Source organism: Pseudomonas sp. Pseusp21 (assembly GCF_059492145.1).
The window spans coordinates 4,292,825-4,317,446 of sequence record NZ_CP168520.1 but is presented as its reverse complement, the minus strand read 5'-3'; the positions used below and the strand labels follow the sequence as shown (position 1 = coordinate 4,317,446).

General features: G+C 59.6%; 15 protein-coding genes and 2 tRNA genes. 7 read left to right on the top strand and 10 right to left on the bottom strand.

The annotated features are described in order from the left end of the window. The first annotated feature begins 166 nt into the window (after positions 1–166). From ACEN93_RS19635 to ACEN93_RS19625, 3 genes are all read left to right on the top strand, one after another. Entirely contained in the window at positions 167–2,626 is a 2,460-nt protein-coding gene (locus ACEN93_RS19635; protein WP_495610403.1) for a hypothetical protein, read from the top strand. Between the two features lie 63 nt (positions 2,627–2,689). Then, positions 2,690–6,505 (top strand): NEL-type E3 ubiquitin ligase domain-containing protein, encoded by a 3,816-nt coding sequence (locus ACEN93_RS19630; RefSeq protein WP_495610402.1) that lies wholly within the window; start codon positions 2,690–2,692, stop codon positions 6,503–6,505. Positions 6,506–6,512: 7 nt separating this feature from the next. Then, positions 6,513–9,095: a hypothetical protein gene (locus ACEN93_RS19625; RefSeq protein ID WP_495610401.1), complete on the top strand. Its 2,583-nt coding sequence runs from the start codon at positions 6,513–6,515 to the stop codon at positions 9,093–9,095. Between the two features lie 96 nt (positions 9,096–9,191). Here ACEN93_RS19625 and dnaB read toward each other — a convergent pair whose 3' ends face one another. The 7 genes from dnaB to rnr form a co-directional block, all read right to left on the bottom strand. Beyond that, positions 9,192–10,589, bottom strand: a complete 1,398-nt coding sequence (dnaB, locus tag ACEN93_RS19620) for a replicative DNA helicase (RefSeq protein WP_011332193.1) — start codon at positions 10,587–10,589, stop codon at positions 9,192–9,194. Positions 10,590–10,709: 120 nt separating this feature from the next. Beyond that, positions 10,710–11,156 (bottom strand): 50S ribosomal protein L9, encoded by a 447-nt coding sequence (gene rplI / locus ACEN93_RS19615; protein WP_003221136.1) that lies wholly within the window; start codon positions 11,154–11,156, stop codon positions 10,710–10,712. A 19-nt stretch (positions 11,157–11,175) separates the two neighbouring features. Then, positions 11,176–12,066, bottom strand: a complete 891-nt coding sequence (locus ACEN93_RS19610) for a YybS family protein (protein ID WP_039766674.1) — start codon at positions 12,064–12,066, stop codon at positions 11,176–11,178. Between the two features lie 36 nt (positions 12,067–12,102). Continuing rightward, positions 12,103–12,333, bottom strand: a complete 231-nt coding sequence (gene rpsR / locus ACEN93_RS19605; RefSeq protein WP_002551829.1) for a 30S ribosomal protein S18 — start codon at positions 12,331–12,333, stop codon at positions 12,103–12,105. 28 nt (positions 12,334–12,361) lie between these two features. Next, a complete protein-coding gene (gene rpsF, locus ACEN93_RS19600) occupies positions 12,362–12,790 on the bottom strand; it encodes a 30S ribosomal protein S6 (protein ID WP_007950702.1) in 429 nt (142 codons plus the stop codon). Positions 12,791–13,096: 306 nt separating this feature from the next. Beyond that, entirely contained in the window at positions 13,097–13,861 is a 765-nt protein-coding gene (rlmB, locus tag ACEN93_RS19595) for a 23S rRNA (guanosine(2251)-2'-O)-methyltransferase RlmB (RefSeq protein WP_039766671.1), read from the bottom strand. After that, on the bottom strand, positions 13,858–16,488 hold the full coding sequence (rnr, locus tag ACEN93_RS19590) for a ribonuclease R (RefSeq protein WP_495610400.1): 2,631 nt from the start codon (positions 16,486–16,488) through the stop codon (positions 13,858–13,860). The genes rlmB and rnr overlap by 4 nt, the downstream gene beginning before the upstream one ends. Positions 16,489–16,712: 224 nt before the next feature. On the opposite strand from rnr, the gene ACEN93_RS19585 reads away from it, so the two are divergent. The 4 genes from ACEN93_RS19585 to ACEN93_RS19570 all read left to right on the top strand — a co-directional run bounded on the left by ACEN93_RS19585 (position 16,713) and on the right by ACEN93_RS19570 (position 19,833). After that, a tRNA-Leu gene (locus ACEN93_RS19585) sits at positions 16,713–16,799 on the top strand. 180 nt (positions 16,800–16,979) lie between these two features. Beyond that, positions 16,980–17,066, top strand: a tRNA-Leu gene (locus tag ACEN93_RS19580). A gap of 191 nt (positions 17,067–17,257) precedes the next feature. After that, complete coding sequence (locus ACEN93_RS19575) at positions 17,258–18,268, top strand: extracellular solute-binding protein (protein ID WP_495610399.1); 1,011 nt, start codon at positions 17,258–17,260, stop codon at positions 18,266–18,268. Then, positions 18,268–19,833, top strand: coding sequence for an ABC transporter permease (locus tag ACEN93_RS19570; RefSeq protein ID WP_495610398.1), 1,566 nt, complete (start codon positions 18,268–18,270; stop codon positions 19,831–19,833). Before ACEN93_RS19575 ends, ACEN93_RS19570 begins: the two co-directional genes overlap by 1 nt. A gap of 40 nt (positions 19,834–19,873) precedes the next feature. Here ACEN93_RS19570 and ACEN93_RS19565 read toward each other — a convergent pair whose 3' ends face one another. The 3 genes from ACEN93_RS19565 to ACEN93_RS19555 form a co-directional block, all read right to left on the bottom strand. Then, entirely contained in the window at positions 19,874–21,808 is a 1,935-nt protein-coding gene (locus ACEN93_RS19565) for a methyl-accepting chemotaxis protein (protein ID WP_039766777.1), read from the bottom strand. Between the two features lie 139 nt (positions 21,809–21,947). Beyond that, positions 21,948–23,237, bottom strand: coding sequence for an adenylosuccinate synthase (locus ACEN93_RS19560; protein WP_039766659.1), 1,290 nt, complete (start codon positions 23,235–23,237; stop codon positions 21,948–21,950). A 54-nt stretch (positions 23,238–23,291) separates the two neighbouring features. Beyond that, complete coding sequence (locus ACEN93_RS19555; RefSeq protein WP_011332186.1) at positions 23,292–24,479, bottom strand: ATP phosphoribosyltransferase regulatory subunit; 1,188 nt, start codon at positions 24,477–24,479, stop codon at positions 23,292–23,294. Positions 24,480–24,622 lie beyond the last annotated feature (143 nt).

The following is a 24,622-nucleotide window of genomic DNA, read 5'->3' as shown; positions in this document are numbered from 1 at the left end:
AGGATGAAAAGACATGCCCGTAAAACCGCCTCCAAGGGGGATTACTACCGCTGAAGTACATGCTCCGCCCTCGCGCCCGGTCAAAGACCCTCTCTTCAGGAGTGACACTGCCTCGCGATTGCCCCCGATCAACCAACCTCCCGTTCCCGACCAGAAACCGGCCAGATTGCCGACCGTCGGTGACCTGGATGCAATAACACCGGCACCGCCGTTGACTGTCAGCGAAATCCCGAATTCGGCAATACCGGTGATTCCAGCGCCGCTTTCATTGGCGGACTATCGCATCCGTCCTGGCGGCTCGCTGCCGGATCCCGACGATCAGGGTCTCATCCAGCTGAAAGGTCGACTTTTCGTCAATACCGAGGATGGCCACGTCCTGCATGTGGGCCAGGACCCTGACAACGGGTTGTTCCGCGCCAAACTGCCCGGCGAATTGAAACCTTCCGGGCCGATCCTGCTGCAGGATCCATTCAGCCTGCGCTGGTTTTCGCCCGACGACGCTGACCTGATCGGTTACCCGTTGCCACAAAAACGTCTGGAAGGCTTTCGCACCCCCCTGGATTTCGCCGGTGCATCGCCAGACAGCGACGGACTACACGGCTTTGAAGGCAAGCGATACGCGGTCATTGAAGGGCATGCCTATCAGGTCATGCGCGACATCGACGCTTCCTCTCCCGCCAGGAAGGTCTGGCGCATCGTCAATTCGAAGGATCCGGTCGCCCACGATGCCGAGAACACTTATCGCGCAAGCCGTGCCGGTGAAACCCTGGCCATTGTTCGAGACACCGATCACGGCTGGGTTTCGAGCCGCTATGGCCTTCTGGGTGGAATGCCCCGGACCGCCACTGCCCGAGCCAACATTGCGCATTTGCTGCAGCGGTACGAGCCCATCAGGGAAGCCTTTGCTGCGCTGCAAGCCTCGGACGCGCGCTTCAATGAACTCTGGGACGTCGCCAAACATTTGCCGGAAGGCAGCGACCTCGAAAGAGCGGAGCTGATCGGACTTGAAGTCCACACCCTCAAACATATCCGCCTTCAGACCGAGTTCGTCCAGTCACTCATCGACAACAAGGACTGGCTGGTCATGATGAAAGCCGGCGGCGTCTACAAAACCGAGCTGCATGAGCAACAGCTGGCCAGGGTCGACTATTTAAACAAACTGCTCGCCATCATGGATCGCCGGGTTTATCCCTCGGTTGCACTGATGACGGTTGATTCGCTGAAAGGCAACCTCGCTCACATGAACAAAAAACTGCGGGTCCTCGATGACCGCCAGGCCGTGATGGATCAGGTACGCAAGGTATCCCGCAGCGCCACATCCGAAATCGAAGAGCTCAACCGGGGAATACCCGGCGTTGATCAGATCAACTGCGCCCGATACAACCTCTGCCTGCGCCTGCTCGCCGATGATCCGACCATCCCGCCGCCGTTCGGAATGCGCAGCTACATGGCCGTCAACCTGTTTGTAGAAGAGCTGCACAACGTTTCCGGACAGTCCCGGCCAGTTGTCCTGCAATTGGCACTCGATGAAATCAGACTGGAAAAAGGCCGTTTCGAAGAGCTGTTGCCGGCTTTGCCCGCCACGAAGACACCCTACCTGCACGAAGCGATGTCCGTACTCGGAACATTCGAGTCGAGGATCGACGGCCAGCTGAACGATATCTACGCCAGGGTCGACAGCAACACCGAATGGCCCGCACTCGATCAGGACGTCGACCTGGACTTCGTGCCGCAGCAGTCCGTTCCGACCGCCACCCCGAGCGCCCCGCGAAAGATCTTCCGGACCCGCCAGCATGGGACTTATCGGGTTCTGGTAGGGGTCAGGCAAGTCGATCCGGACGGTAGCGTCACCATTGACGTTCCAGACCCGTTCAAACCGGAAGATCCGCCTCAACGCTACGAGAAAAGACAGGGCGAATGGCGCCCCATGCGCTCTGCGTCACCAGCGGCTTCCCCTCCCCAACTGCTCGGCCAGGCAACTCAGCTGCTGGCCAGGATCGATGGATTACTGGACGAGGGACTGGCGATGGAAAGCCGCAAGTCCAATCCGACCAGTATTCGGGAATCACTGGACGAAAGCGCCGACGAGCTTCACGGATTGGCCAGCCGTCTGGAGAGCATCGAGGGTATTGCCAGCGATGCGCAGGCCGCCAGCGTCATCGCTCGCCTGAAAGCAGCCGGTGATTCGCTCAGTACAGCGGGACGCGACATCATGGTCCGCATGTACAAGGACAAGGCAGTACTGGACGTGTTGCGACTGAACTACCTGCTCGAACATTCGCAGCTCAATGTCATCAAGATCGTTGCCCGCAAGCAGCTGGGCAAGGGTAAGGACAAATCATTTCTCGACGTCTATTCGATCAATGACCGCTCCGCCAATACCCCGCTATGGGAGGCCCACTTCCATTACGACCGACAGGATCGCCCGGCGCTGGATTACACGGTCAGGGGAGCACACATGAAAACACTCGCCCAGGCCGGAGTGGGCAGCGCATTTCAGCAACGCCAGGAGCAGGCGGGCCTTGCCCACCAGCCCATCTGGCGGGAATACATCAGCCCGAAAGTTGCGCAAAAGCTCTTCGACTGCGCAAGCGAACCGGCCGCCGGTACACCGGTTCGGCAATAGCCGCCAATGCGCATCACTCCGACCAAGGGAGCTGATGCAACCATGATTCAAGGATGAATAACCATGCCAGTAAAACCGCCCTCCAGGGGCAACACTACCGTAGACGTACATACACCTCCTTCACGCCGAGCAAACGAGTCGCTTCCCGGAGCCGATCCGACTCGGTTCTCCTCGCCGGTGATCCATCATCGCGAACGCCTCGGCGGGTCGGGCAGAACGCAGGCGGATATCGATCTGGATGCCATCGCACCCGCGCCGCAAGTGAACATCAGCGAAATACCTTCCACAACGCAAAACATGCCAGCGACGCGGCCCTCTCTGGAGGAATACCGGATCGCGTCTGATGTCCAGTTGCCTCAGCCCGATGCCCAGGGATTCAGGTGGTTCAAGGGACGGCAGTTTGTCGACATGCTCGACGGCAGCATCTTTCTGGTCGGCCTGGACAGCGAGAGCGGCCTGTACCGCGCCAGGCTGAGCAGTGAGCGAGTCCCGTCCGGCCCGCTGCTTCTGCAAGACCCCGACAGCAGGCTCTGGTACCCGATGGTCGATCTGGAGTCGATGACCTTCAGTCTGAGCAGCCGTCGCCTGGAAGACTTCCGTACCTCTCTGGACTTTTCTAACCAGGTGCCTGACAGCGATGGATTGCATCGTTTCGAAGGCAAGCTCTACCTGGTCATCGACAATCAGGCTTATCAGGCCATGCATGATGTGGAGGCATCCTCGCCGAACCTTCAGGTGATGCGCATCGTCCGGCCCCAGGATGCGGTGGCCCGGGACGAGCACAACCGATATGTCGCCACGCGCCCGGGCAGGTCGGAAGCTGTTTTCTATGATGAGCGGATCGGCTGGAGCGGACTGGTCGTCGGCGGCGCAGGGGGGATGTTTCCGGGACGGGGAAACACCTCAGGCAATCCGTCCGGCGCTCAACTGAACGCCGCGCTCGGCCGGTTCCTGCAAACGCATCTGGGGCGTCTTCGCAAGCTTTACCCGGCCCTTGATGAGCCGGGGCTCAGAGCCGCCATGGATTCACTGGGAAAGGATGTCGAAGGTGGACTGAAACGACTGGAGGCCGAATTAGCGACTCTGAAAGAGGATCTGGTGGCCTGGATCCAGCAAACCGCCGAGGCTTCACAGGCCCACAAGCACTGGGCAGTTCGTGTAAACGATCACATCCTGCGTTGCTGGCGCCGAGAATCAGGCACGATTCTCTGGCTGCCGGAGGGCGGAGGAGGAGCACTTCCGCCCCTGAAGGTGAGTTTTGGGCATATCGAGGTTTTGAAAATCAAAGGCATAGCCTGGCCAGGCACCGGCGATGACTTTCTGACACATTTCCCACGACTTACCCGCCTGAGCATTGTCGAATCGGGGCTCACCGCAGTTCCTGACTCGATCCGCGCGATGCCCGAACTGACCATGCTCGATCTGCACTCCAACCGGATTGTGCTGGATCAAAAAGGTGCGCAAGCACTCGGCAGCATGGTCAGGCTCAAGCAACTTGATCTGTCGGGTAACCCCCTGGGCATGACACCTGACTTCAGCAACATGTCCGAGCTGAGAAATCTCAATCTCAGCCATACAGGAATCGATCAGTGGCCAGCGGGATTACGGACTCAAACCGAAATGGACCAGATCGACCTGCGCTCCAACCGATTGCGCGAGGTCCCGCCCGAGCTGCTCGACCCAAGCGGTGAACAAGGGCTCACCCAAGTCCGGATCAATGCCGTCACACTGCTGGACGGCAATCAGTTCTCCGAGGGCTACTGGCAGCATTTCGACCGCTTCTGGGAGCTCGCCTCGAATCGATATCCCATCAACGAGATCTACACCGTCAAAGATGCCTTCATTCTTCCCAGCCCGTTGGTAAAGCGACTTCAGAACATCCACCCCCATAAAAGCATCCACGAGGCCCGAGAATTCCTGAGCGGCCTGGGGCCGGATACGGAAGCCACAATTACACGGCTCGAACGAGAGTTTCAGACCCTGGAAAGTCAGTTGAATGCCTGGTCGTTTTCCGGTGGCGGTTCCCGGCAGCGCTACGTGCGGGCAAACCAGATGCAACTCGATCCCGACAGACTGGGCGATCGTTACAGGGCGAAAACACGAATACTCGCTTGCTGGAGACGTGAAACACCGCAAAAGTACGCCGCCGATGGAACGCCCATAGGCCTGGAACTGAAACTGAACGGTTTACGCCTGGACAGCGTACCGGATCTGAACGACGTTGATTTCAGTCATGTCGGTTCACTGAAACTGAGCGGCATGAACCTGAGCGTTTCCCCGGATGGTTTCCTGGCGAGGTTTCAGCATGTCCGCTGGCTGGACATGTCGAACAACCAGTTACGCGAGCTTCCTGCCGCGATCGGACAAATGCATGCCATGACGCGGCTGTCCCTGCAAAACAATCGGATCACGCTGACGCCGGAAACAGCTCGCATACTCTCCGAACGCGTAACGCTGCGAGCATTGATGCTCAACGATAATCCACTGGGCATCACTCCGGACTTCAGCGCAATCACGGATATGCGCTCGCTGAACCTGGGCAACACCAGCATTGATACCTGGCCGCCCGGGCTATTGGCACAACCGGCGCTGGAAGACATCCTGCTGTACGACAATCGGATCACGACAATTCCGGACGCAATCATCGACCCTCCCGATGCACTGCTGCTCCAGCAGCTTCGAGTAAACAGTGTGACCGACGTGAGTGGCAACCCGCTGTCAGAAGTCTCCCTGGAGCGCATCCAGCGTTTCCGCGACCGTGTCGCTGCTCAGAGACTGGTCTCGGGTGACTTGAGTCGCTTGCTCTCGATAACTCGCGCCCAGCCGTCGCTGAATACACAAGCATTCCTGGAAAACACTCTTCTCAGAAACGCACTTCCGTCAGCGCATTCACCTTCGGACGGGCTCTTGCGCTGGACTCAAGGCATGCCTGCACAGCAGGTTGCGCTGAAACGGGAACAGTGGCAAAGATTGATCAGCCAACAGGGGGCGCAAGCTTTCTTCACCGTGTTGCAACGCCTGAACGCCGGCCCGGTCGCACACCCGGATTTGCAGCGCAGGGTCTGGAACGTTCTGGATTCGATCAGTGAAAACAGCGCTGAATCGGATCAATTGCGTCGGGATCTTTTCGATCGTGCCGGCGAACCGGCCTGCTGCGATCGAGCGGCCTTCTCCTTTGGCAATCTCGAGGTTCTGACCATGGTCTACAGCGCCCGCAAACAAGCCGGGGATCACGCGCTGGGCCCGCAACTGGTGCATTTGTCGCGCCGTCTGTTCCGTTTGCAGGAAGTCGACAGACTCGCTGCGGAAGATATTCAGCGCAGCGAAGCAATCGTCAGGGATCCGCAGGTTTCCGAGGAGGAAAAACGACCGCACGTCCTGCGTTTGCAGGAAGAGGTCGAAATCAGACTGGCCTATCGATTCGGGCTCAAGGACTCCCTTGAACTTCCGGGCCAGCCAGAAAACGTCAGTTTCATCGGGATGGGTCGCGTTACCCGCGAAATGCTGAGCGGGGTTTATAAAGCCGTGATTGACCTGGATAACTCGCCTGCGGAACGCCAGGCTCTGCTTTCACGCGAATTCTGGAAAGACTACCTGACGAGCAAGTATCGACAGCAATTCGAAGAGCAGCGCGAGCCTTATCAGGCCCGACTCGCCGAGCTGCATGAAAGCCTCGAAGCCAAACAACTGACCATGGAGCAATACCAGGCGAAAAGCGATGATCTGCAAGGACAACTGGCAATAGATGAAGCGACATTGATGCAGACCCTGACCCGTCAGGAGCTGGACCAACCCGCTGCTCCCGATGATTCGCACGTTTCGGGTTCGCAGCCAAACAAGGCAATGACGCCGACGACTGAATCAAGTATTCAAGGATGAACACCCCATGCCAGTAAAACCGCCCTCCAAGGGCAACACTACCGTAGAAGTACATACACCTCCTTCACGCCGAGCAAACGAGTCGCTTCCCGGAGCCGATCCGACTCGGTTCTCCTCGCCGGTGATCCATCATCGCGAACGCCTCGGCGGGTCGGGCAGAACGCAGGCGGATATTGATCTGGATGCCATCACCCCTGCGCCGCAAGTGAACATCAGCGAAATACCTTCCACAACGCAAAACATGCCAGCGACGCGGCCCTCTCTGGAGGAATACCGGATCGCGTCTGATGTCCAGTTGCCTCAGCCCGATGCCCAGGGATTCAGGTGGTTCAAGGGACGGCAGTTTGTCGACATGCTCGACGGCAGCATCTTTCTGGTCGGCCTGGACAGCGAAAGCGGCCTGTACCGCGCCAGGCTGAGCAGTGAGCGAGTCCCGTCCGGCCCGCTGCTTCTGCAAGACCCCGACAGCAGGCTCTGGTACCCGATGCTCGATCCGGAGTCGATGACCTTCAGTCTGAGCAGCCGTCGCCTGGAAGACTTCCGTACCTCTCTGGACTTCACTGACGCGGTGGCGGATGACAACGGGATATACGCGTTCGAAGGCAAGCGTTACGTCGTCATTGAAAATCAGGCCTATCAAGTCATGCAGGATATCGATGCATCCTCTCCTCAACAGAAGGTCTGGCGCATTGTCAAACCCACGGATCCCGTGGCAAACGACGATACAAATATCTACAACGCGAGTCGGCCCGGTGAAACCCTGGCGATTTCCCGCGGCGAGGCGAACGCCTGGTTTGCAGTATCCGTGGGTCTGAAGGGAGGAATGCACCGTCGTCGGGGAGTTCAGATACCCCAGGTCCAACATGTGGGATGGGAACCCTTCGAGGCGGCTCACGCAGCAATCAACCAGTCAACCGATGTCGCCAATGCTCTCTGGGTAAAGGCTTTTGCCCTCCCCGTTGGAAGTGCCGAACGTACCTTGAGCTTTGCCGAACTTGAATTGCTCCTGTTCAAGCACACCCGACTGCATGATGACTTTGCAAAAAGGTTCATCGACCACGAGGACTGGAAGCATCAAATCAAAGAAAGATTCACCACACAGAGCTTGCAGAAAATCTGGATGGACAGAGTGGTGGCCCTGAACAGCCTCCTGCAAATAATGGATTTGCGAATCAAGCCCAGCGTACAGGCCTACAACCTCGATAGTTACAGGAAACTCATTGGGCATTACAACAGGAAGCTCAAGCTGCTCGACATCCGTCAAACGGTGGTGGATCAGATCAAACAAGTTGCACCGAGGCGATCAGTTGAACTGGACGAAATGAACCGCAGCGTTCACGGAGCCGACGAGGTCAATTGCAACAAGCTGATAGCCTACCTGTACCTGTTTGCGAACAACCCCGAAAACCCTGCCGGCACAGGTATGCAATCGGCGCGGGCTGCCCGCCTGTTCAGCGAAGACCTGGAAAATGTGCCCAGGCGAGAGCAACCGCCCGCGCTGCTGTTGGCCCTCGATCAGATCAAGGCAGAGAAGATCCGTTTTGAAGCGCAAGTGGCCTCCGAGACGCCTGAAAACACTGCTCACCTCAGAGAAATCATCGCGCTGACCGATTTGTTCGAGAAGAGAATCGAGAGCACGCTGACCGAGATCTTTGCCACCTTTGACCGCAATACCGAGCTTCCCCGTCTTGATCAGGAGATCGATTTCGATTTTGTTCCTGCACAACCGGTCCATGCGGAAGCGGCGCCTCCCCCTCCTCCAAGGAAAATATTTCGAACCCGCCAGCGCGGCACCTACAAGGTACTGGTGGGAGAACAGGAAATTGCCCCAGACGGCAACGTCACCCTCAAGGTGCCTGATCCTTTCCACCCGAACAATCTGCCTCAGCGATACGAAAAACGCGAAGGTGAATGGTTGCCCGTACGCCCGCCGATTGGCGCAACGACCAGGCTACAGCTGCTTGGCGAAGCGAACCGCTTGTTGGCCGAAGTCAAAACTCATCAGGACGAAGCAAGAGCCAAGGAAACCGGAAAAACCAACCCGACGGAAATCATCGAGTTTCTGGGTACCGAGGCGGACCGACTCAACGAGCAGGCACGTTTGCTTGAACACCACAGCAAGGGAACCGAGGACCGCGAGATCACGGGGCTGGTCGGTCGTCTGCGAAACGCTGGCAATTTATTGACCGCCGAAGGACAGAAGATCCTGATACGGATGTACAAAGATCGGGACGTGCTGGACATACTGCGCCTGAACTATCTGCTGGATCACGCGGAGCTCGGCGCGACCAGGACTGTTGATCGCCAGCCGGTAGGCAAAGGCCAGAACAAATCATTTCTGGACGTTTATTCCATCACTGATCGATCCGACGGTTCACCTTTGTGGGAAGCCCATTTTCACTACGACAGGAAGAACAGCGTCGCGCTGAACTTCACGGTCAAGGGTGCCCATCTCAAAAAGCTTGATCAGGCCAGACGGGGCGCATCGTCCCAGCGCCAGGATGAGCAGGCCGGCTTGCCGCACATCCCGATCTGGCGTGAATCGTTCGACGGCAAAACGGCACGAAAAATATTTGAACTGGCGAAATAGGACCGCCCTTCTCTGACAATTCAGCCGACCTGTAGCAACGATTGTCGGAAGCATCCGTTTCAACCGGCTGATGCAGTCGGTTGAAACGCTTAGTCCTTACTCGTCATCGTCGAAGTTATAGCTACCCGGGGCAAGGTTCTCGAAACGGGTGTATTTGCCGATGAACGCCAGGCGGATGAAGCCGATCGGGCCGTTCCGCTGCTTGCCGATGATGATCTCGGCGATGCCCTTGTGCTCGGTTTCCGGGTGATACACCTCGTCCCGGTACACGAACATGATCACGTCGGCGTCCTGCTCGATCGCTCCGGATTCCCGCAAGTCGGAGTTCACCGGGCGCTTGTTGGGACGTTGTTCCAGGGAACGGTTGAGCTGCGACAGGGCGACTACCGGGCAGTTGAATTCCTTGGCCAGGGCTTTCAGGGATCGGGAGATCTCGGAAATCTCGTTGGTCCGGTTGTCACCGCTGGAACCCGGGATCTGCATCAGCTGCAGGTAGTCGATCATGATCAGGCCGATGTCGCCGTGCTCGCGCACCAGACGCCGGGTCCGGGCACGCATCTCCGACGGGCTGATGCCGGCGGTGTCATCGATGAACAGCTTGCGGTCGTTGAGCAGGTTGACTGCCGAGGTCAGGCGCGGCCAGTCGTCATCTTCCAACTGGCCGGAACGCACCTTGGTCTGGTCGATACGGCCGAGGGACGACAGCATACGCATGATCAGCGATTCGCCTGGCATCTCGAGGGAGTACACCAGCACGACCTTGTCGCTGCGCAACACGGCGTTTTCCACCAGGTTCATCGCGAAAGTCGTCTTACCCATCGACGGACGGCCGGCGACGATGATCAAGTCGGCCGGTTGCAGGCCGCTGGTCTTCTCGTCGAGGTCGGTGTAGCCGGTGGACAGGCCAGTGATCGAGTCGGCGGTGTTGAACAGGGTATCGATGCGGTCGATGGCCTTGGTCAACAGGTCATTCACACCCACCGGGCCGCCGGTTTTTGGCCGGGCTTCGGCAATCGCGAAGATCTGCCGCTCGGCTTCGTCGAGGATTTCCTCGGCTGTGCGACCTTCGGGATTGAAGGCGCTGTCGGCAATTTCGGTACTGATACCGATCAACTGACGCAACGTCGCACGTTGGCGGACGATCTGCGCATAAGCCTTGATGTTGGCGACGGACGGCGTGTTTTTCGCCAGTTCGCCAAGGTAACCGAGGCCGCCGACCTGCGAAGTCTGACCTTCCTTGTCCAGTTGCTCGGCAAGGGTCACGACATCGATCGGCAAGTTCTGATCGGCCAGTTTGGCGATCGCACGGAAAATCAGACGGTGGTCATGTCGGTAGAAATCGCCGTCGGAGACTTGATCGAGCACGCGTTCCCAGGCGTTGTTGTCCAGCATCAGACCACCGAGTACAGCCTGTTCGGCCTCGATGGAATGCGGCGGCACCTTCAGCGCGGCAGTTTGCAGATCGTATTGCTCGGGAGCGGAGATTTCGTTCATGGCCACTTTTTAATCAGGAAAAGCAGGGAGTGCAGAAAGACAAAGGGCACGACCTGTAAACAGGATCGTGCCCGATGTTAACCGTCTGACGGACAGGCCGCCAGTCGATCAGGGTGTTGCTTAAGCTGCTACCACGACAACGCGCACGGTGGCTTCAACTTCGGCGTGCAGGTGCACGGCCACGTCGAATTCACCCACGTTGCGGATGGTGCCGTTCGGCAGACGAACTTCGCTCTTCTGCACTTCAACGCCGGAGGCGGTCAGTGCGTCAGCGATGTCGTGCGTACCGATCGAACCGAACAGCTTGCCTTCGTCGCCAGCGGTGGCAGTGATGGTCACTTCCAGCTCGGCCAGTTGGGCAGCACGGCTTTCAGCCGATGCTTTACGGTCTGCGGCGGCTTTTTCCAGCTCAGCGCGACGCTCTTCGAACGCGGCCAGGTTGGCAGCGGTCGCAGCGGTGGCTTTGCCGAAAGGCAGCAGGTAGTTACGGCCGTAACCGGCCTTAACGTTTACTTTGTCGCCCAGGTTGCCCAGGTTGGCGATTTTTTCCAGAAGGATCAGTTGCATGTGGAAATCCTCTTAACTTTTAACCTTCACCGTTCGCGTTATCGGTGTCTTTCGACACCCGACCGCGAAAATCAATCAGGCTGTCGACAATGGCCAGAACCACGAGCAACGGATAGATCAGCTGCATGAACAGCAACAGCGTCACGTACAACCCCACCAGCCAGAAACCGGCCAGTCGCCTTTGCGCCACCAGCCCGTGAATCAGGGCCAGCCCGGCGAACACCAGCGGTACACTGCACAACGGCGTCAACATGGCCATCTGTGCACCGAGATTCGGGCCCAGAAGCATCAACGCCAGCAGCAACATCGCCGGCCCCAGCGGGATCCGGATGGCGCGAAACTCGCGACCAAAACCACCCGGGTTGTACAACAACGCCTGCCAATAACGCCCGACAATCAGGCTCAGCACGCTGACGATCTGCAACAAGGCCGCAATCAGGCCGGTCAGGACCGGTGCGATCAGCGACGCGAAACGCGCCTGCTCGTCTACCGACAATTGTTGGTAGGCATCACCGAGAAGCGCGGGCATGACCTTTACCAAGGCCTGCGCCAGCATCTCGATCTGGGGCGCGAACGCCGCCCCGAGCACCACTGAAAACACCAGCCCCATGGCTACGCTGACCAGCAGCGTACGGACCCAGGACTCGCTTGCGCGCAACACCAGCGCAAGCCCCGAAGACCCCAGCAGCACCAGAAGTGCCCGTGGGTCATCGGCATACAACCACCAGATCAATGCCGGCAGCAGTCCCAGCGACACGACGCCCAGGGCGTCGGTCAATCCGCGCCGCAGAAGCACCAGGCTCCCGGCGGCAGCACCCAACCAATACAACAACGGCAATGTTGCACACCCGGCCACTACGAGAGTGGCCTGCATACGGCCGCGCATGATGAACTCAGCTAAGGCACGCATGCATTCAATCCTTTGCTACTTGTCGACTGCCCGGTCTCAGCGGCCGTGGCTGTCGGTGTAGGCCAGCAGGGCCAGGAAGCGGGCGCGCTTGATAGCGGTGGCCAGCTGACGCTGATAACGAGCTTTGGTACCGGTGATGCGGCTTGGAACGATTTTGCCGGTCTCGGATACGTAGGCTTTCAGAGTGTTGAGATCTTTGTAATCGATCTCCTTCACGTCTTCAGCGGTGAAGCGGCAGAATTTACGACGACGGAAGAAACGTGCCATTTGATAGGCTCCTTAAAAGGTCCGTGGATTACTCGTCAGCGTTATCGCTGTTGTCGCTGTCGCTATCGCTGTCATCGCCATCGGCGCTGCCATCGTGCTCAGGACGTTCGCGACGCTCACGGCGCTCACTGCGGTTTTCTTCAGCCTTGAGCATCTCGGACTGGCCGGTAACGGCTTCGTCGCGACGGATGACCAGGTTACGGATCACAGCATCGTTGTAGCGGAAGTTGTCTTCCAGCTCGGCCAGGGCCTTGCCAGTGCACTCAACGTTCAGCATCACGTAGTGAGCCTTGTGAACATTGTTGATTGCGTAGGCCAGTTGACGACGGCCCCAGTCTTCCAGACGGTGGATTTTGCCGCCGTCTTCTTCGATCAGCTTGGTGTAACGCTCAACCATGCCGCCGACTTGCTCGCTCTGGTCAGGGTGGACCAGAAAGATGATTTCGTAATGACGCATGAATGCTCCTTACGGGTTGTAGCCTGCCGCTCAAAAACGGTCAGACAAGGAGTGAATGACACTTATGGACTTGCTGGCGCGGGGCACATGCATGCCTGCCGCCACAGCAAGGGGCGCAATTGTAGAGAAGGGACTGAAGAGGTGCAAGGCAATTGGTGATTATTTGAACAGTCGCACTTTCTGCCACACCAGAAAACACTGTGGGAGCGAGCCTGCTCGCGATGACGGCTTAACATCCAACAATGATGCTGAATGTAACTCCGCTTCGCGAGCAGGCTCGCTCCCACATTTATGACGCCGTGAGGCTTAAGCCTTTTTAGCCGCCTTGGCCTTGGCACCGCGCTGACGCTGGGCCTCGAACAGGCACACGCCGGTCGCAACCGAGACGTTGAGACTGCTGACGCTACCGGCCATCGGCAGGTGCACCAGATAATCGCAATGTTCACGGGTCAGACGACGCATGCCTTTGCCTTCGGCACCCATGATCAGGATGGTCGGACCAGTCAGATCCTGGTCATAGATGCTGACTTCGGCCTCACCCGCCGTGCCGACAATCCACAACCCGCGCTGCTGGAGTTTTTCCAGGGTGCGAGCAAGGTTGGTCACCGCCACCAGAGGAATCACCTCCGCCGCGCCGCAAGCCACTTTACGCACCACAGGGGTCAGGGTGGCCGACTTGTCTTTTGGCACGATGACCGCCAGCGCACCGGCGGCATCCGCCGAACGCAGGCAGGCGCCGAGGTTGTGCGGGTCGGTCACGCCGTCGAGCACCAGCAACAGCGGCGCGCCTTCGGTGCGATCGAGCAGCTCGTCCAGCATCGCCTCGCCCCAGACCTGGCTCGGACTGACGTCCGCCACCACGCCTTGGTGCACGCCTTCGACCCAGGCGTCCATTTCGCGGCGCTCGGCCTGACCGATCTGGACCCGGTTTTCGTTGGCCAGCTCGATCAGCGTCTGCACCCGCGGATCGTTGCGACTCTCGGCCAGCCAGATCTGCTTGACGCGTTTAGGGTGGTGACGCAGCAACGCTTCTACCGCGTGAACGCCGTAGATTTTTTCCAACTGACTCATGACTTCGCCTTCGGTTTACGCGCCCCGCCACTTTTGGCTGGAGCGGAACCCGCTTTCGGCGGGCCTTTACGGTGTTTGCTCGGTTTGGCTGGCTTGCCGCCGGAAGCCTTGTCAGGCACCGACCGTCCGGTCTTTCCCCCGGACGCCGCTTTACCACCGTTTTTGGCGTCGGCCAGCAAGGCCTTCTTCATTTCACGGCTTTTGCGCAGTTCGGCGTTTTTCGCCACGGCATCGCTCGGACGATAAGCCTCGACGGCTTTTTCCTTGGCCGGGCGACGGCTGGCGGATTTTGCCGGAGCCTTCTCTTCCAGAACCTTCGCTGCAGGAGCGGTCGTCTCGGTGCCACGCTTTTTGCGGCCGATCGGCGCGCTGATGGTTTTTTCAGCCATCTCGAAGTCGATCTTGCGCTCGTCGAGATCGACGCGCATCACCCGCACCTCAACGGTATCGCCAAGACGGAAGCTGCGACCGGTGCGCTCGCCCGCCAGGCGGTGGTGCACAGGGTCGAAGTGGTAGTAGTCACCCGGCAACGCCGTAACATGCACCAGACCTTCGACGTAAATATCGGTCAGTTCGACGAACAGCCCGAAACCGGTCACGGCAGTGATCACGCCCGGGAACGATTCGCCCACGCGGTCTTTCATGAACTCGCACTTGAGCCAGTTCACCACGTCGCGGGTCGCTTCGTCGGCACGGCGCTCGCTCATCGAGCACTGCTCGCCGAGTTGCTCCAGCGCTGCTTCGTCGTACGGATAGATGCGCGCCTTCGGAATGGTCATCGCACCGGCACGGCGAACGTGCGGGGTGTCCTGTTTCGAATGGATCACGCTGCGGATCGCCCGGTGCGTGAGCAGGTCCGGGTAACGACGGATCGGCGAGGTGAAGTGGGTATAGGCTTCGTAATTCAGGCCGAAGTGGCCTTCGTTCTGGGCGCTGTACACCGCCTGGCTCAGGGAGCGCAGCATCACGGTCTGGATCAGGTGGAAATCCGGACGATCCTTGATGCTGGCCAACAGTGCCTGATAGTCCTTCGGCGACGGACCATCCTTGCCTTTGTGCAGGGACAGGCCGAGTTCGCCGAGGAACGCGCGCAGCTTTTCCAGACGCTCCGGTGGCGGGCCGTCGTGGACGCGGTACAGTGCAGGGATTTCGTGCTTTTTCAGGAACTCAGCGGTGGCCACGTTGGCCGCCAGCATGCATTCCTCGATCAGCTTGTGCGCGTCATTACGGGTAGTCGGACGGATTTCGGCAATCTTGCGCTCGGAACCGAAGATGATCCGGGTTTCCTGCGTTTCGAAATCGATCGCGCCACGCACATGACGGGCAGCCAGCAATACCTTGTACAGCGCGTAGAGTTGCTTGAGGTGCGGCAGGACGTCGGTGTATTCACCGCGAAGCTTGCGCCCTTCGGTCGCCTTCGGCGTTTCCAGCATCGCACTGACCTTGTTATAGGTCAGACGGGCGTGGGAATGGATCACCGCTTCATAGAAGCAGTAGTCGGTCATTTCGCCGGACTTGGAGATGGTCATCTCGCAAACCATGGCCAGACGATCGACGTGCGGGTTCAGCGAGCACAGGCCGTTGGAGAGCTGCTCCGGCAGCATCGGCACCACGCGCTCGGGGAAGTACACCGAGTTGCCGCGCACCTGGGCTTCGTTATCCAGAGCCGAACCGATCTTCACATAGCTGGAAACGTCGGCAATCGCCACGTACAACTTCCAGCCGCCGGAGAACAGGCGCAGCTTGCCTGGCTTGGCTTCGCAGTAGACCGCGTCGTCGAAGTCGCGGGCATCTTCGCCATCGATGGTGACGAACGGCAGATGGCGCAGGTCGACGCGCTTCTCTTTGTCTTTTTCTTCGACTTCCGGCTTGAGCTTGCCGGCTTCCTTCAGAACGGCTTCAGGCCAGACGTGCGGAATGTCGTAGGTGCGCAGGGCGACATCGATTTCCATGCCCGGCGCCATGTAGTTGCCGACCACTTCGATCACATCACCTTGCGGCTGGAAGCGCGGCGTCGGCCAGTGGGTGATTTTCACCTCGACGAACTGACCGATCTGGGCGTTGGCGTTACGGCCCGGCGTCACCAGCACTTCCTGCTGGATCTTCGGGTTGTCCGCGACGACGAAGCCGATACCGCCTTCTTCGAAGTAGCGGCCGACGATGCTTTCGTGGGCACGGGACACCACTTCGACGATCACGCCTTCGCGACGACCGCGACGGTCCAGGCCGGAAACACGCGCCAGGGCACGGTCGCCGTCGAACACCAGACGCATTTGCGCCGGGCTCATGAACAGGTCGTCGGAGCCGTCATCCGGCACCAGGAAGCCGAAGCCGTCCCGGTGACCACTGATGCGACCGAGGATCAGGTCGAGCTTGTCGACCGGCGCATACGTGCCGCGGCGGGTGTAGATCAGTTGAGCGTCGCGCTCCATGGCGCGCAGGCGGCGGCGCAGGGCTTCGATCTGGTCTTCTGTGGTCAGACCAAATTCTTCGACCAGTTGCTCGCGGGCAGCAGGCGAACCTCGATCAGCAAGGTGCTGAAGGATCAGTTCGCGGCTGGGAATAGGGTTTTCATATTTTTCCGCTTCACGAGCGGCCTCGGGATCGAGGGACTGCCAATCGGCCATTAGAGAGTTTTCACCTTGTCTATATGCGGGTTAGTTTGGCATAGGCGCCATCAAACGGGAAATTTCAGACTATAAAGGCCTTTCTAAAGCCCTCTATCGACGTTCGAAAGCCGTTTTGAACACCGCTGGTAAAAAAAATCATTTTTTTTGCCGGCAGGGGTTTACAGTTAAAAAGTCGCTCCGTATAGTGCGCGCCATCGACGACGCACACACGTTGACGAGATGCCCAGGTGGTGAAATTGGTAGACACGCCAGCTTCAGGTGCTGGTGACCTTACGGTCGTGGAAGTTCGAGTCTTCTCCTGGGCACCAATTTCGAGTTTGAGACTAGATCAGTTTCAAGACTCACACAAAAACCCGCGAAAGCGGGTTTTTTGCATTCTGCGCCCCGCTTTTTCTGAAATTGATTTATTAAAATCAAATCAGGGGTTTACAGATCAAAAGGCGCTCCGTATAGTGCGCCACATCAACAGCGGCGACGCTGAAGATGAAGCCCAGATGGTGAAATTGGTAGACACGCCAGCTTCAGGTGCTGGTGACCTTACGGTCGTGGAAGTTCGAGTCTTCTTCTGGGCACCAATTCAAATTCAAGATCACGATCTTGAATCTCACAAAAACCCGCGAAAGCGGTTTTTTGCGTTTCCGGGGTTTGGAAAACCTGAATCCCAACGCCTATCAGACCCACCCCCTCCCCGCAAGGCGCACTTGAGAAACAATATCGTTTATCATTGTTGCAAGTTTTTGCAATGCGACAGTGAGGAACCCTGCGAATGATGTTTCGAAATACCCTGCGCCGCGGCTTGACCTTCACCCTGCTCGGCCTGGCACTCGCCACTCCCCTCACCCAGGCTGCCGACAAGGTTTCCCTGACGCTCTACAACGGTCAACACAAGGAAGTCGGCGACGCGATCGCCAAAGCCTTCGAAGCCAAGACCGGCATTCACGTGAATGTGCGCAAGGGCAGCAGCAACCAGCTGGCCAGCCAGATCATTGAAGAAGGCGACCGCTCGCCCGCCGACGTCATCTACACCGAAGAATCCCCGCCGCTGAACAACCTCGGCAAGCAAGGCCTGCTGGCCAAGGCTGACGATGCGACCCTGGCCGTTCTGCCGAAAAAATACGTCGCCGGCAACGGCACCTGGATCGGCGTCACCGCCCGGGTTCGCGTGGTGGCCTTCAACCCGAAACTGATCGACGAAAAAGACCTGCCGAAATCGGTGCTGGATTTCGCCGATCCGCAGTGGCAAGGCAAGGTCGGCTTCGTCCCGACCAGCGGCGCATTTCAGGAACAGGCTGTCGCCATCATCAAAAAGCACGGTCGCGAAGCCGCCGAAGAATGGCTGACCGGTCTGCGTGCCTTCGGCAAGACCTACAGCAACAACATGGTCGCCCTCAAGGCTGTGGAAAACGGCGAAGTCGCCACCGTGCTGGTGAACAACTATTACTGGTTCGCCCTGCAGCGGGAGAAAGGCCAGCTTGATTCCAAACTGCATTACTTCACCGGCGGCGATGTCGGCGGCCTGATCACCGTATCCAGCGCAGCGGTGCTGAAATCCAGCAAACATCCAAAAGAAGCCCAGCAATTTCTCGCCTACATGGCCAGCGAAGAAGGCCAGCGCGTGATCACCCAGACCACCGCCGAATACCCGCTGCACAAAGGCATGGAATCGGATCGCGGCCTCAAGCCGTTCAGCGAACTGGAAGCGCCGGACGTCACGCCGGCCGATCTGGGCAACGCCGAAGAAGCGCTGGAGCTGGAACGTGAAGTTGGCCTGAACTGATGACCGCATCGTTATCCGCCCCCTCTACACGCGGGGGTTACGTGCCACGGCGCAAGCGGCCGTCGATCTGGCTGGTGCTGCCGGTGTTGTTGCTGGTGGTCATGAGCCTGTTGCCGCTGGCCTACGTCGGGCTCAAAGCCTGGCAGGCGGGCTGGACCGAAGCGCTGCATTTACTGTGGCGCCCCTATGTGTTCGGCCTGCTGCGCAACACGCTGGCGCTGATGGTTGGCGTGACCGTGACTTGCGGCGTGATCGGTCTGTCGCTGGCGTGGCTGCTGGAGCGCAGCAACTTGCCGGGGCGACGGCTGTGGGGCGTGATTCTTTGCCTGCCGTTCGCGGTGCCGGCATTCGTCAGCAGCTTTACCTGGGTTTCGCTCAGCGCACAGTTCGAAGGACTCGGCGGGGCGATCCTGGTGATGAGCCTGTCGAAGTACCCGCTGATCTTCCTACCGGTAGCCGCCACGCTGCGCAATCTTGATCCTTCTCTTGAGGAGTCCGCTCGCACCCTGGGACAGAATCGCTGGGGCGTGTTTTTCCGCGTCACCCTGCCGCTGCTCTGGCCTTCGCTGCTGGCCGGCTCGTTGCTGATCGCATTGCACATGCTCGTGGAGTTCGGCGCACTGTCGATCATTGGCCTGCAAACCTTCACCACTGCGATCTATCAGCAATTCGAACTGGAATTCAGCAATGCCAACGCGGCGATGCTGTCGGCAGTGTTGCTGGCGCTGTGCCTGATGCTGTTGTGGCTGGAGTTGCGGGTGCGCGGCAAGGGACGACATGTACGTACCGGCCAAGGTGCGGCGCGTCGAGCTGAACAAGTGCGACTGGGCCCTTGGGCGATTGCCGGTCAGCTGTATTGCCTGATGCTGGCGATTGTCGGCAGCGGGATTCCGCTGGGCATGCTGGCCTACTGGCTCGCCGTGGGATCGTCAGCGGCATTCCCGGTTGCGGCGATCACTGAAGCCTTGCTGTCCTCATTGGCACTTTCGCTCGGTGGCGCTGGATTGTGTCTGGTGCTGGCGGTGCCGGTCGGACTGCTGGTGGTGCGCTACAAGGGCCAACTGGCGATCTGGGCCGAACGCCTGCCCTATCTGCTGCACGCCCTGCCGGGATTGGTAATCGCGTTGACGCTGGTGTATTTCGCCCTGCATTACGTGCCGGCGCTGTACCAGACTTCCGCGCTATTGCTGATTGCGTATGCACTGCTGTTTCTGCCGCTGGCTCAGGCGCCGATCCGCACGGCGTTGAACAAGGCTGCCCCGCAACTCGAAGAAGCCGCCCGCACCCTCGGCGCCTCTTCGTTCACGGCGTTCTGCCGGGTGACTTTACCGATCATCTTCCCGGCACTGGGCGCAGCGTTTGCGCTGGTGTTTCTGGATGCCATGAAAGAACTGACGGCTACATTGCTGCTGAGTCCGACCGGGCTCAACACATTGGCGACTGAAGTCTGGGCGCATACCGCAAATGTCGAGTTCGCAGCGGCGGCGCCTTATGCGGCGTTGTTGATTGTGGTGTCGGGATTGCCCGTCTACCTGCTGACAACTCGGATGTATTTGAGCCGATAAAAAAATCGCAGCCGAAGCTGCGATTTTTTTGCCCGCTACATCAAGCTCGGAACTGCCCCAGACTGGCCTTGAGTTGCGCCGCCAGACCATCCAGCACCTTGCCGCTGGCCGTGGTCTCGACGACCGCCTGTGCGGCTTTCTCGGCCTGGGCATGAATCGTTTCGACGCGCCCCCGCACAGCCTGCGCGCCTTGCGCCTGATGCGCCGCTGCCTGAGTCGCCAGGCCAATCGCCGCATGCACCTGCTCGACCGACGCCTGCACCGATTGCTGCAACCGCGCACTGTCACGCAGCACCAGCAAACCTTCGCTGGCCTGACGCCCGGCCTGACCGATCGCCTCGACCGCTTCACGGGCGCCCTGCTGCAGAGCCACGATGTGCGCTTGAATGTCTCCGGTGGAGCTTTGGGTCTTGCTCGCCAGCGCTCGGACTTCGTCCGCCACCACTGCAAACCCGCGACCGGTCTCGCCGGCCCGGGCCGCTTCGATGGCAGCGTTTAGCGCCAACAGGTTGGTTTGCTCGGCGATGCCGTGAATCACGGTCAGCACCACTTCGATCTGTTCGCTCTGCTGCGCCAGCCGCTCGATGACTTTCGCCCCGGTGTCGACCTGCCCCGCCAGCGCCTCGATCAGGCTGCCGACCTTGGCCGAGGTGCGAGTGTTCTCGTCAGTGGCCTGACGAATATCGACCACCTGCTTCAACGCCGCCTGCATCGCATGGCTTTCCGACTGAGCCTCATCGGCCATTTGCGACAGCGCCCGCAGACTTTCGGCCACTTCATCACGCTGCATCCCGGCCGCTGCGTCGGCCCCGGCGTTGCGCAGGGTCATGGCGCCGATTTCCACACCGGTGCGCTGAGCCACATCCCCGGCCTCGCGCACGATCGGCTGCAACTTGTCCACAAAGCGATTGACCGCCGAAGCCATGTCGCCGATTTCGTCCTTGCTGTTGATCTGCACGCGCTTGGTCAGATCGCCCTCGCCGGCTGCCAGATCATCCATGGCAGCGTTGAGCATTTTCAGGCGATTGACCACTCGATGACCGAGCACCACCGCCAGCAGCAACAGCACCCCGGCACCGACCAGCGCCAGGCCCATACCGATACGCCAGCGCAGAGTTGCTGCAGCGTCCTGTACGGTACTGGTGGTGTTGGCCTTCATTTCGGCAGCCGTGGACTGCGCCGATTGCAGGCGAGCCTGCATGGCGGTGGCACTGTCGGCAGCAGCGCCTTTGAGGCTGTCGCCGACCAGTTGATCGCTGCTGGCAATCAACGCCGTGAAGCGCTGATCGAGCGCCGCCAGATCGGTTTCAACCGAGGCGGTCGAGACGCCCATCAGCACTTTGCCGATTTCCACGCCATTGGGATTGATCGAAGCTTCAAGGTAGTAGACCGACGGATCGTTCTTCGCCGCATCCAGCACTTTATCCAGCGCCCGCTCGCCCTGACCCTTTTCCAAAAGGGCCTTGTTGATCGGGTTTTCGCGGTTGAGGTAGCGAGTCAGATGCTGGCCGGTGGCGTCGTCATACACCACGAACAGCACGTTGGGATTACGCTGGGCCCGGCGGGCGAATTCGGAAAGGGTCGGTACGTCGCTGTCCCACATGGCACGGGGCGCCACGGAGGCCAGCAACTGAGCCATGTCATTGGCCGAATCCTTCAGGTCTTTTTCCAACGTCGCACGCAGTTGCGCCTGCTCTTCCTTCAGACGCGAGGAAAGACCGGCGGTAAGACGCTGACGGGTACTCGAGGAGAGGTTGTCGAGACTCGACGTGACTTCGCGCCCGGCCTGCTCCAGCTCACCGGACAACTTCTGGCTATCGGCGCCCAGGCGAGTGCCGAGATCGGCTTCCAGCGCGGTCACGGTGCTCCGCGTCAGGGCGACGGCCACCAGCACTTGCACCAAAAGAGCGATACCAAGGGTAACGAACACGGGCCGCAACAGACGGCTTTGTAACAGTGAGAGAACGGCTGACACTTTGAATCCCTCTACGTCTGACGCCATTAATTTGATGGCACTCTTGTAGACAGAATCACAGCAAAGGTCATGCCGTCCAACAGGCATAAACGACAAAGGCCCCGATGAAGGGGCCTTTGTTTTTTACATCAACGACTTATCAAGCGAACGGATGACGCAGAACGATGGTTTCGTTGCGGTCCGGCCCCGTCGAAATAATGTCGATCGGCGCGCCGATCAACTCTTCAACGCGTTTGATGTAGGCACGAGCGTTAGCCGGCAGCTCTTCCAGGGTCTTGGCACCCACGGTCGACTCGCTCCAGCCTGGCACTTCTTCGTACACAGGCTGCAGGCCCACGTAGCTGTCAGCGTCAGTCGGAGCAACGGCGTTGCCTTGTGCATCCTTGTAGCCGGTGCAGATGTTGATGGTTTCCAGACCGTCGAGTACGTCCAGCTTGGTCAGGCAGATGCCCGAGATGCTGTTCACATCGATAGCGCGACGCAGGATAACGGCGTCAAACCAGCCGCAACGACGGGCACGGCCGGTGGTAGCGCCGAATTCGTGACCTTGCTTGGCCAGGTGCGCACCGACTTCGTCGAACAGCTCGGTCGGGAATGGGCCCGAACCTACGCGAGTGGTGTAAGCCTTGGTGATGCCCAGGATGTAGTCCAGGAACATCGGACCAACGCCCGAACCGGTCGCCACGCCACCCGCGGTGGTGTTGGAGCTGGTCACGTACGGGTAGGTGCCGTGGTCGATGTCGAGCAACGAACCCTGGGCGCCTTCGAACATGATGTCTTTGCCGGCGCGACGCAGGTCGTGCAGCTCGGCAGTCACGTCCAGCATCAGCGGCTTGAGCAGCTCGGCGTATTCCTTGCACTCGGCCAGAGTCTTTTCGTACTCGATGGCAGCCTCTTTGTAGTAACCGACCAGCATGAAGTTGTGGTAGTCCACCAGCTCACGCAGCTTGTCTTCAAAGCGCGGCATGTTGAGCAGGTCGCCGACACGCAGACCGCGACGTGCAACCTTGTCTTCGTAAGCCGGGCCGATGCCGCGACCGGTCGTACCGATCTTCAGCTCGCCGCGGGCCTTTTCACGGGCCTGGTCCAGCGCCACGTGGAAGGACAGGATCAGCGGGCAGGAAGGGCTGATGCGCAGGCGCTCGCGCACCGGTACGCCTTTCTCTTCCAGCTTGGTGATCTCGCGCAGCAGGGCGTCAGGTGCAACCACCACGCCGTTGCCGATCAGGCACTGCACGCCTTCGCGCAGCACGCCCGACGGGATCAGGTGCAAGACGGTTTTTTCACCGTCGATCACCAGAGTGTGACCGGCGTTGTGGCCACCCTGGTAGCGCACTACGGCGGCAGCATGTTCGGTCAGCAGATCAACGATCTTGCCTTTGCCCTCATCACCCCATTGGGTGCCCAGGACTACGACATTCTTACCCATAACACTTGTCCTCATTCGCGCAAACTTGGTGCCGGCGTCAGCCGGCAGGAAAACTCAAGAAGCCAGTGGCGATACTTGCCAAAGCCCGTTCTGCTGGATCAATTGCCGGTCGCAGTCCGCATCACGGGCGGCGGCCAAAGGTTGTCCAGGCAACGCCTGAACGACACGCTGACCCTCACTGCGCAACTGGCAAACCTGCTGCCAGAGTGCCGCATCCGTACTGTCAGGCATCCAGATACCGCCAGACGGTAGCTCGATCTCAGCACGCCCCAGGGTCACCAGGGTTTTCAAATCGGTGGAGAAGCCCGTAGCCGGACGGGCGCGACCGAAGTCGGCGCCGATGTCGTCGTAGCGACCGCCCTGGGCGATGGACTGGCCAACACCTGGCACGAACACCGCGAACACCACACCGGTGTGGTAGTGATAACCGCGAAGCTCGCCGAGGTCGAAGTACAGCGGCAGCTCCGGGAAGCGCACCGACAGACGCTCGGCGATCGCCAGCAAATCTTCCAGCGCCGCCAGTACCGGTGCCGGCGCATTGGCCAGACGCTCGCGGGCAGCGCTCAGCACCTCACGGCCGCCGCACAGGTCGACCAGCGCACGCAGCATGCCGGACAGATCGGCCGGCAGGCCTTCGGTCAGGGTAATGACCTCGTCGATGGCCTTGCGTTGCAACGCATCGAACAACTGCTGCTCGACTTCACCCGAAAGGCCAGCCGCCTGGGCCAGACCGCGATAGATGCCGACATGCCCGAGGTCCATGTGCACGTCCGGCACATCGGCCAGTTGCAGCATGGCCAGCATCAGGCTGATGACTTCGACGTCGCTGCTCGGGCTGGCATCGCCGTACAACTCGGCGCCCAACTGGATCGGGCTGCGCGAGGACGACAAGGCACGCGGCTGGGCATGCAGCACGCTGCCGGCGTAGCACAGACGGCTCGGGCCTTCGCGACGCAGGGTGTGCGCATCGATGCGCGCCACTTGCGGCGTGATGTCGGCACGGAAACCCATCTGCCGGCCCGATTGCGGGTCGATGACCTTGAAGGTACGCAGATCCAGGTCCTGGCCCGCGCCGGTCAACAGGGATTCCAGGTACTCGATATGGGGAGTCACGACAAACTCGTAACCCCAGCTCTGGAACAGATCCAACACCTGACGACGCGCAACTTCAATGCGCGCCGCTTCCGGTGGCAGTACTTCTTCGATGCCATCTGGCAGCAGCCAGCGGTCTACCGTTGCCATTACGCCATTCCCCTTAGATCCGGGCGGCCAGCCCGAGGGCGAGCCTTGAGTGAAGCAGAAAATGACCGGCCCGTTCAAAACGCACGCGCATGAACGACGCGGCGAAAGGCCTGTTACCGGCTTCGCCCATCACTTTCCTCGAA

What these genes read in the sequence shown, in the direction of transcription:
- rpsF (WP_007950702.1), bottom strand. Translation starts at nt 12,790, where the DNA reads ATGCGTCATTACGAAATCATCTTTCTGGTCCACCCTGACCAGAGCGAG.
- rlmB (WP_039766671.1), bottom strand. Translation starts at nt 13,861, where the DNA reads ATGAGTCAGTTGGAAAAAATCTACGGCGTTCACGCGGTAGAAGCGTTG.
- dnaB (WP_011332193.1), bottom strand. Translation starts at nt 10,589, where the DNA reads ATGAACGAAATCTCCGCTCCCGAGCAATACGATCTGCAAACTGCCGCG.
- ACEN93_RS19630 (WP_495610402.1), top strand. Translation starts at nt 2,690, where the DNA reads ATGCCAGTAAAACCGCCCTCCAGGGGCAACACTACCGTAGACGTACAT.
- ACEN93_RS19625 (WP_495610401.1), top strand. Translation starts at nt 6,513, where the DNA reads ATGCCAGTAAAACCGCCCTCCAAGGGCAACACTACCGTAGAAGTACAT.
- rplI (WP_003221136.1), bottom strand. Translation starts at nt 11,156, where the DNA reads ATGCAACTGATCCTTCTGGAAAAAATCGCCAACCTGGGCAACCTGGGC.
- ACEN93_RS19570 (WP_495610398.1), top strand. Translation starts at nt 18,268, where the DNA reads ATGACCGCATCGTTATCCGCCCCCTCTACACGCGGGGGTTACGTGCCA.
- ACEN93_RS19555 (WP_011332186.1), bottom strand. Translation starts at nt 24,479, where the DNA reads ATGGCAACGGTAGACCGCTGGCTGCTGCCAGATGGCATCGAAGAAGTA.
- rpsR (WP_002551829.1), bottom strand. Translation starts at nt 12,333, where the DNA reads ATGGCACGTTTCTTCCGTCGTCGTAAATTCTGCCGCTTCACCGCTGAA.
- ACEN93_RS19610 (WP_039766674.1), bottom strand. Translation starts at nt 12,066, where the DNA reads ATGCGTGCCTTAGCTGAGTTCATCATGCGCGGCCGTATGCAGGCCACT.
- ACEN93_RS19560 (WP_039766659.1), bottom strand. Translation starts at nt 23,237, where the DNA reads ATGGGTAAGAATGTCGTAGTCCTGGGCACCCAATGGGGTGATGAGGGC.
- ACEN93_RS19575 (WP_495610399.1), top strand. Translation starts at nt 17,258, where the DNA reads ATGATGTTTCGAAATACCCTGCGCCGCGGCTTGACCTTCACCCTGCTC.
- rnr (WP_495610400.1), bottom strand. Translation starts at nt 16,488, where the DNA reads ATGGCCGATTGGCAGTCCCTCGATCCCGAGGCCGCTCGTGAAGCGGAA.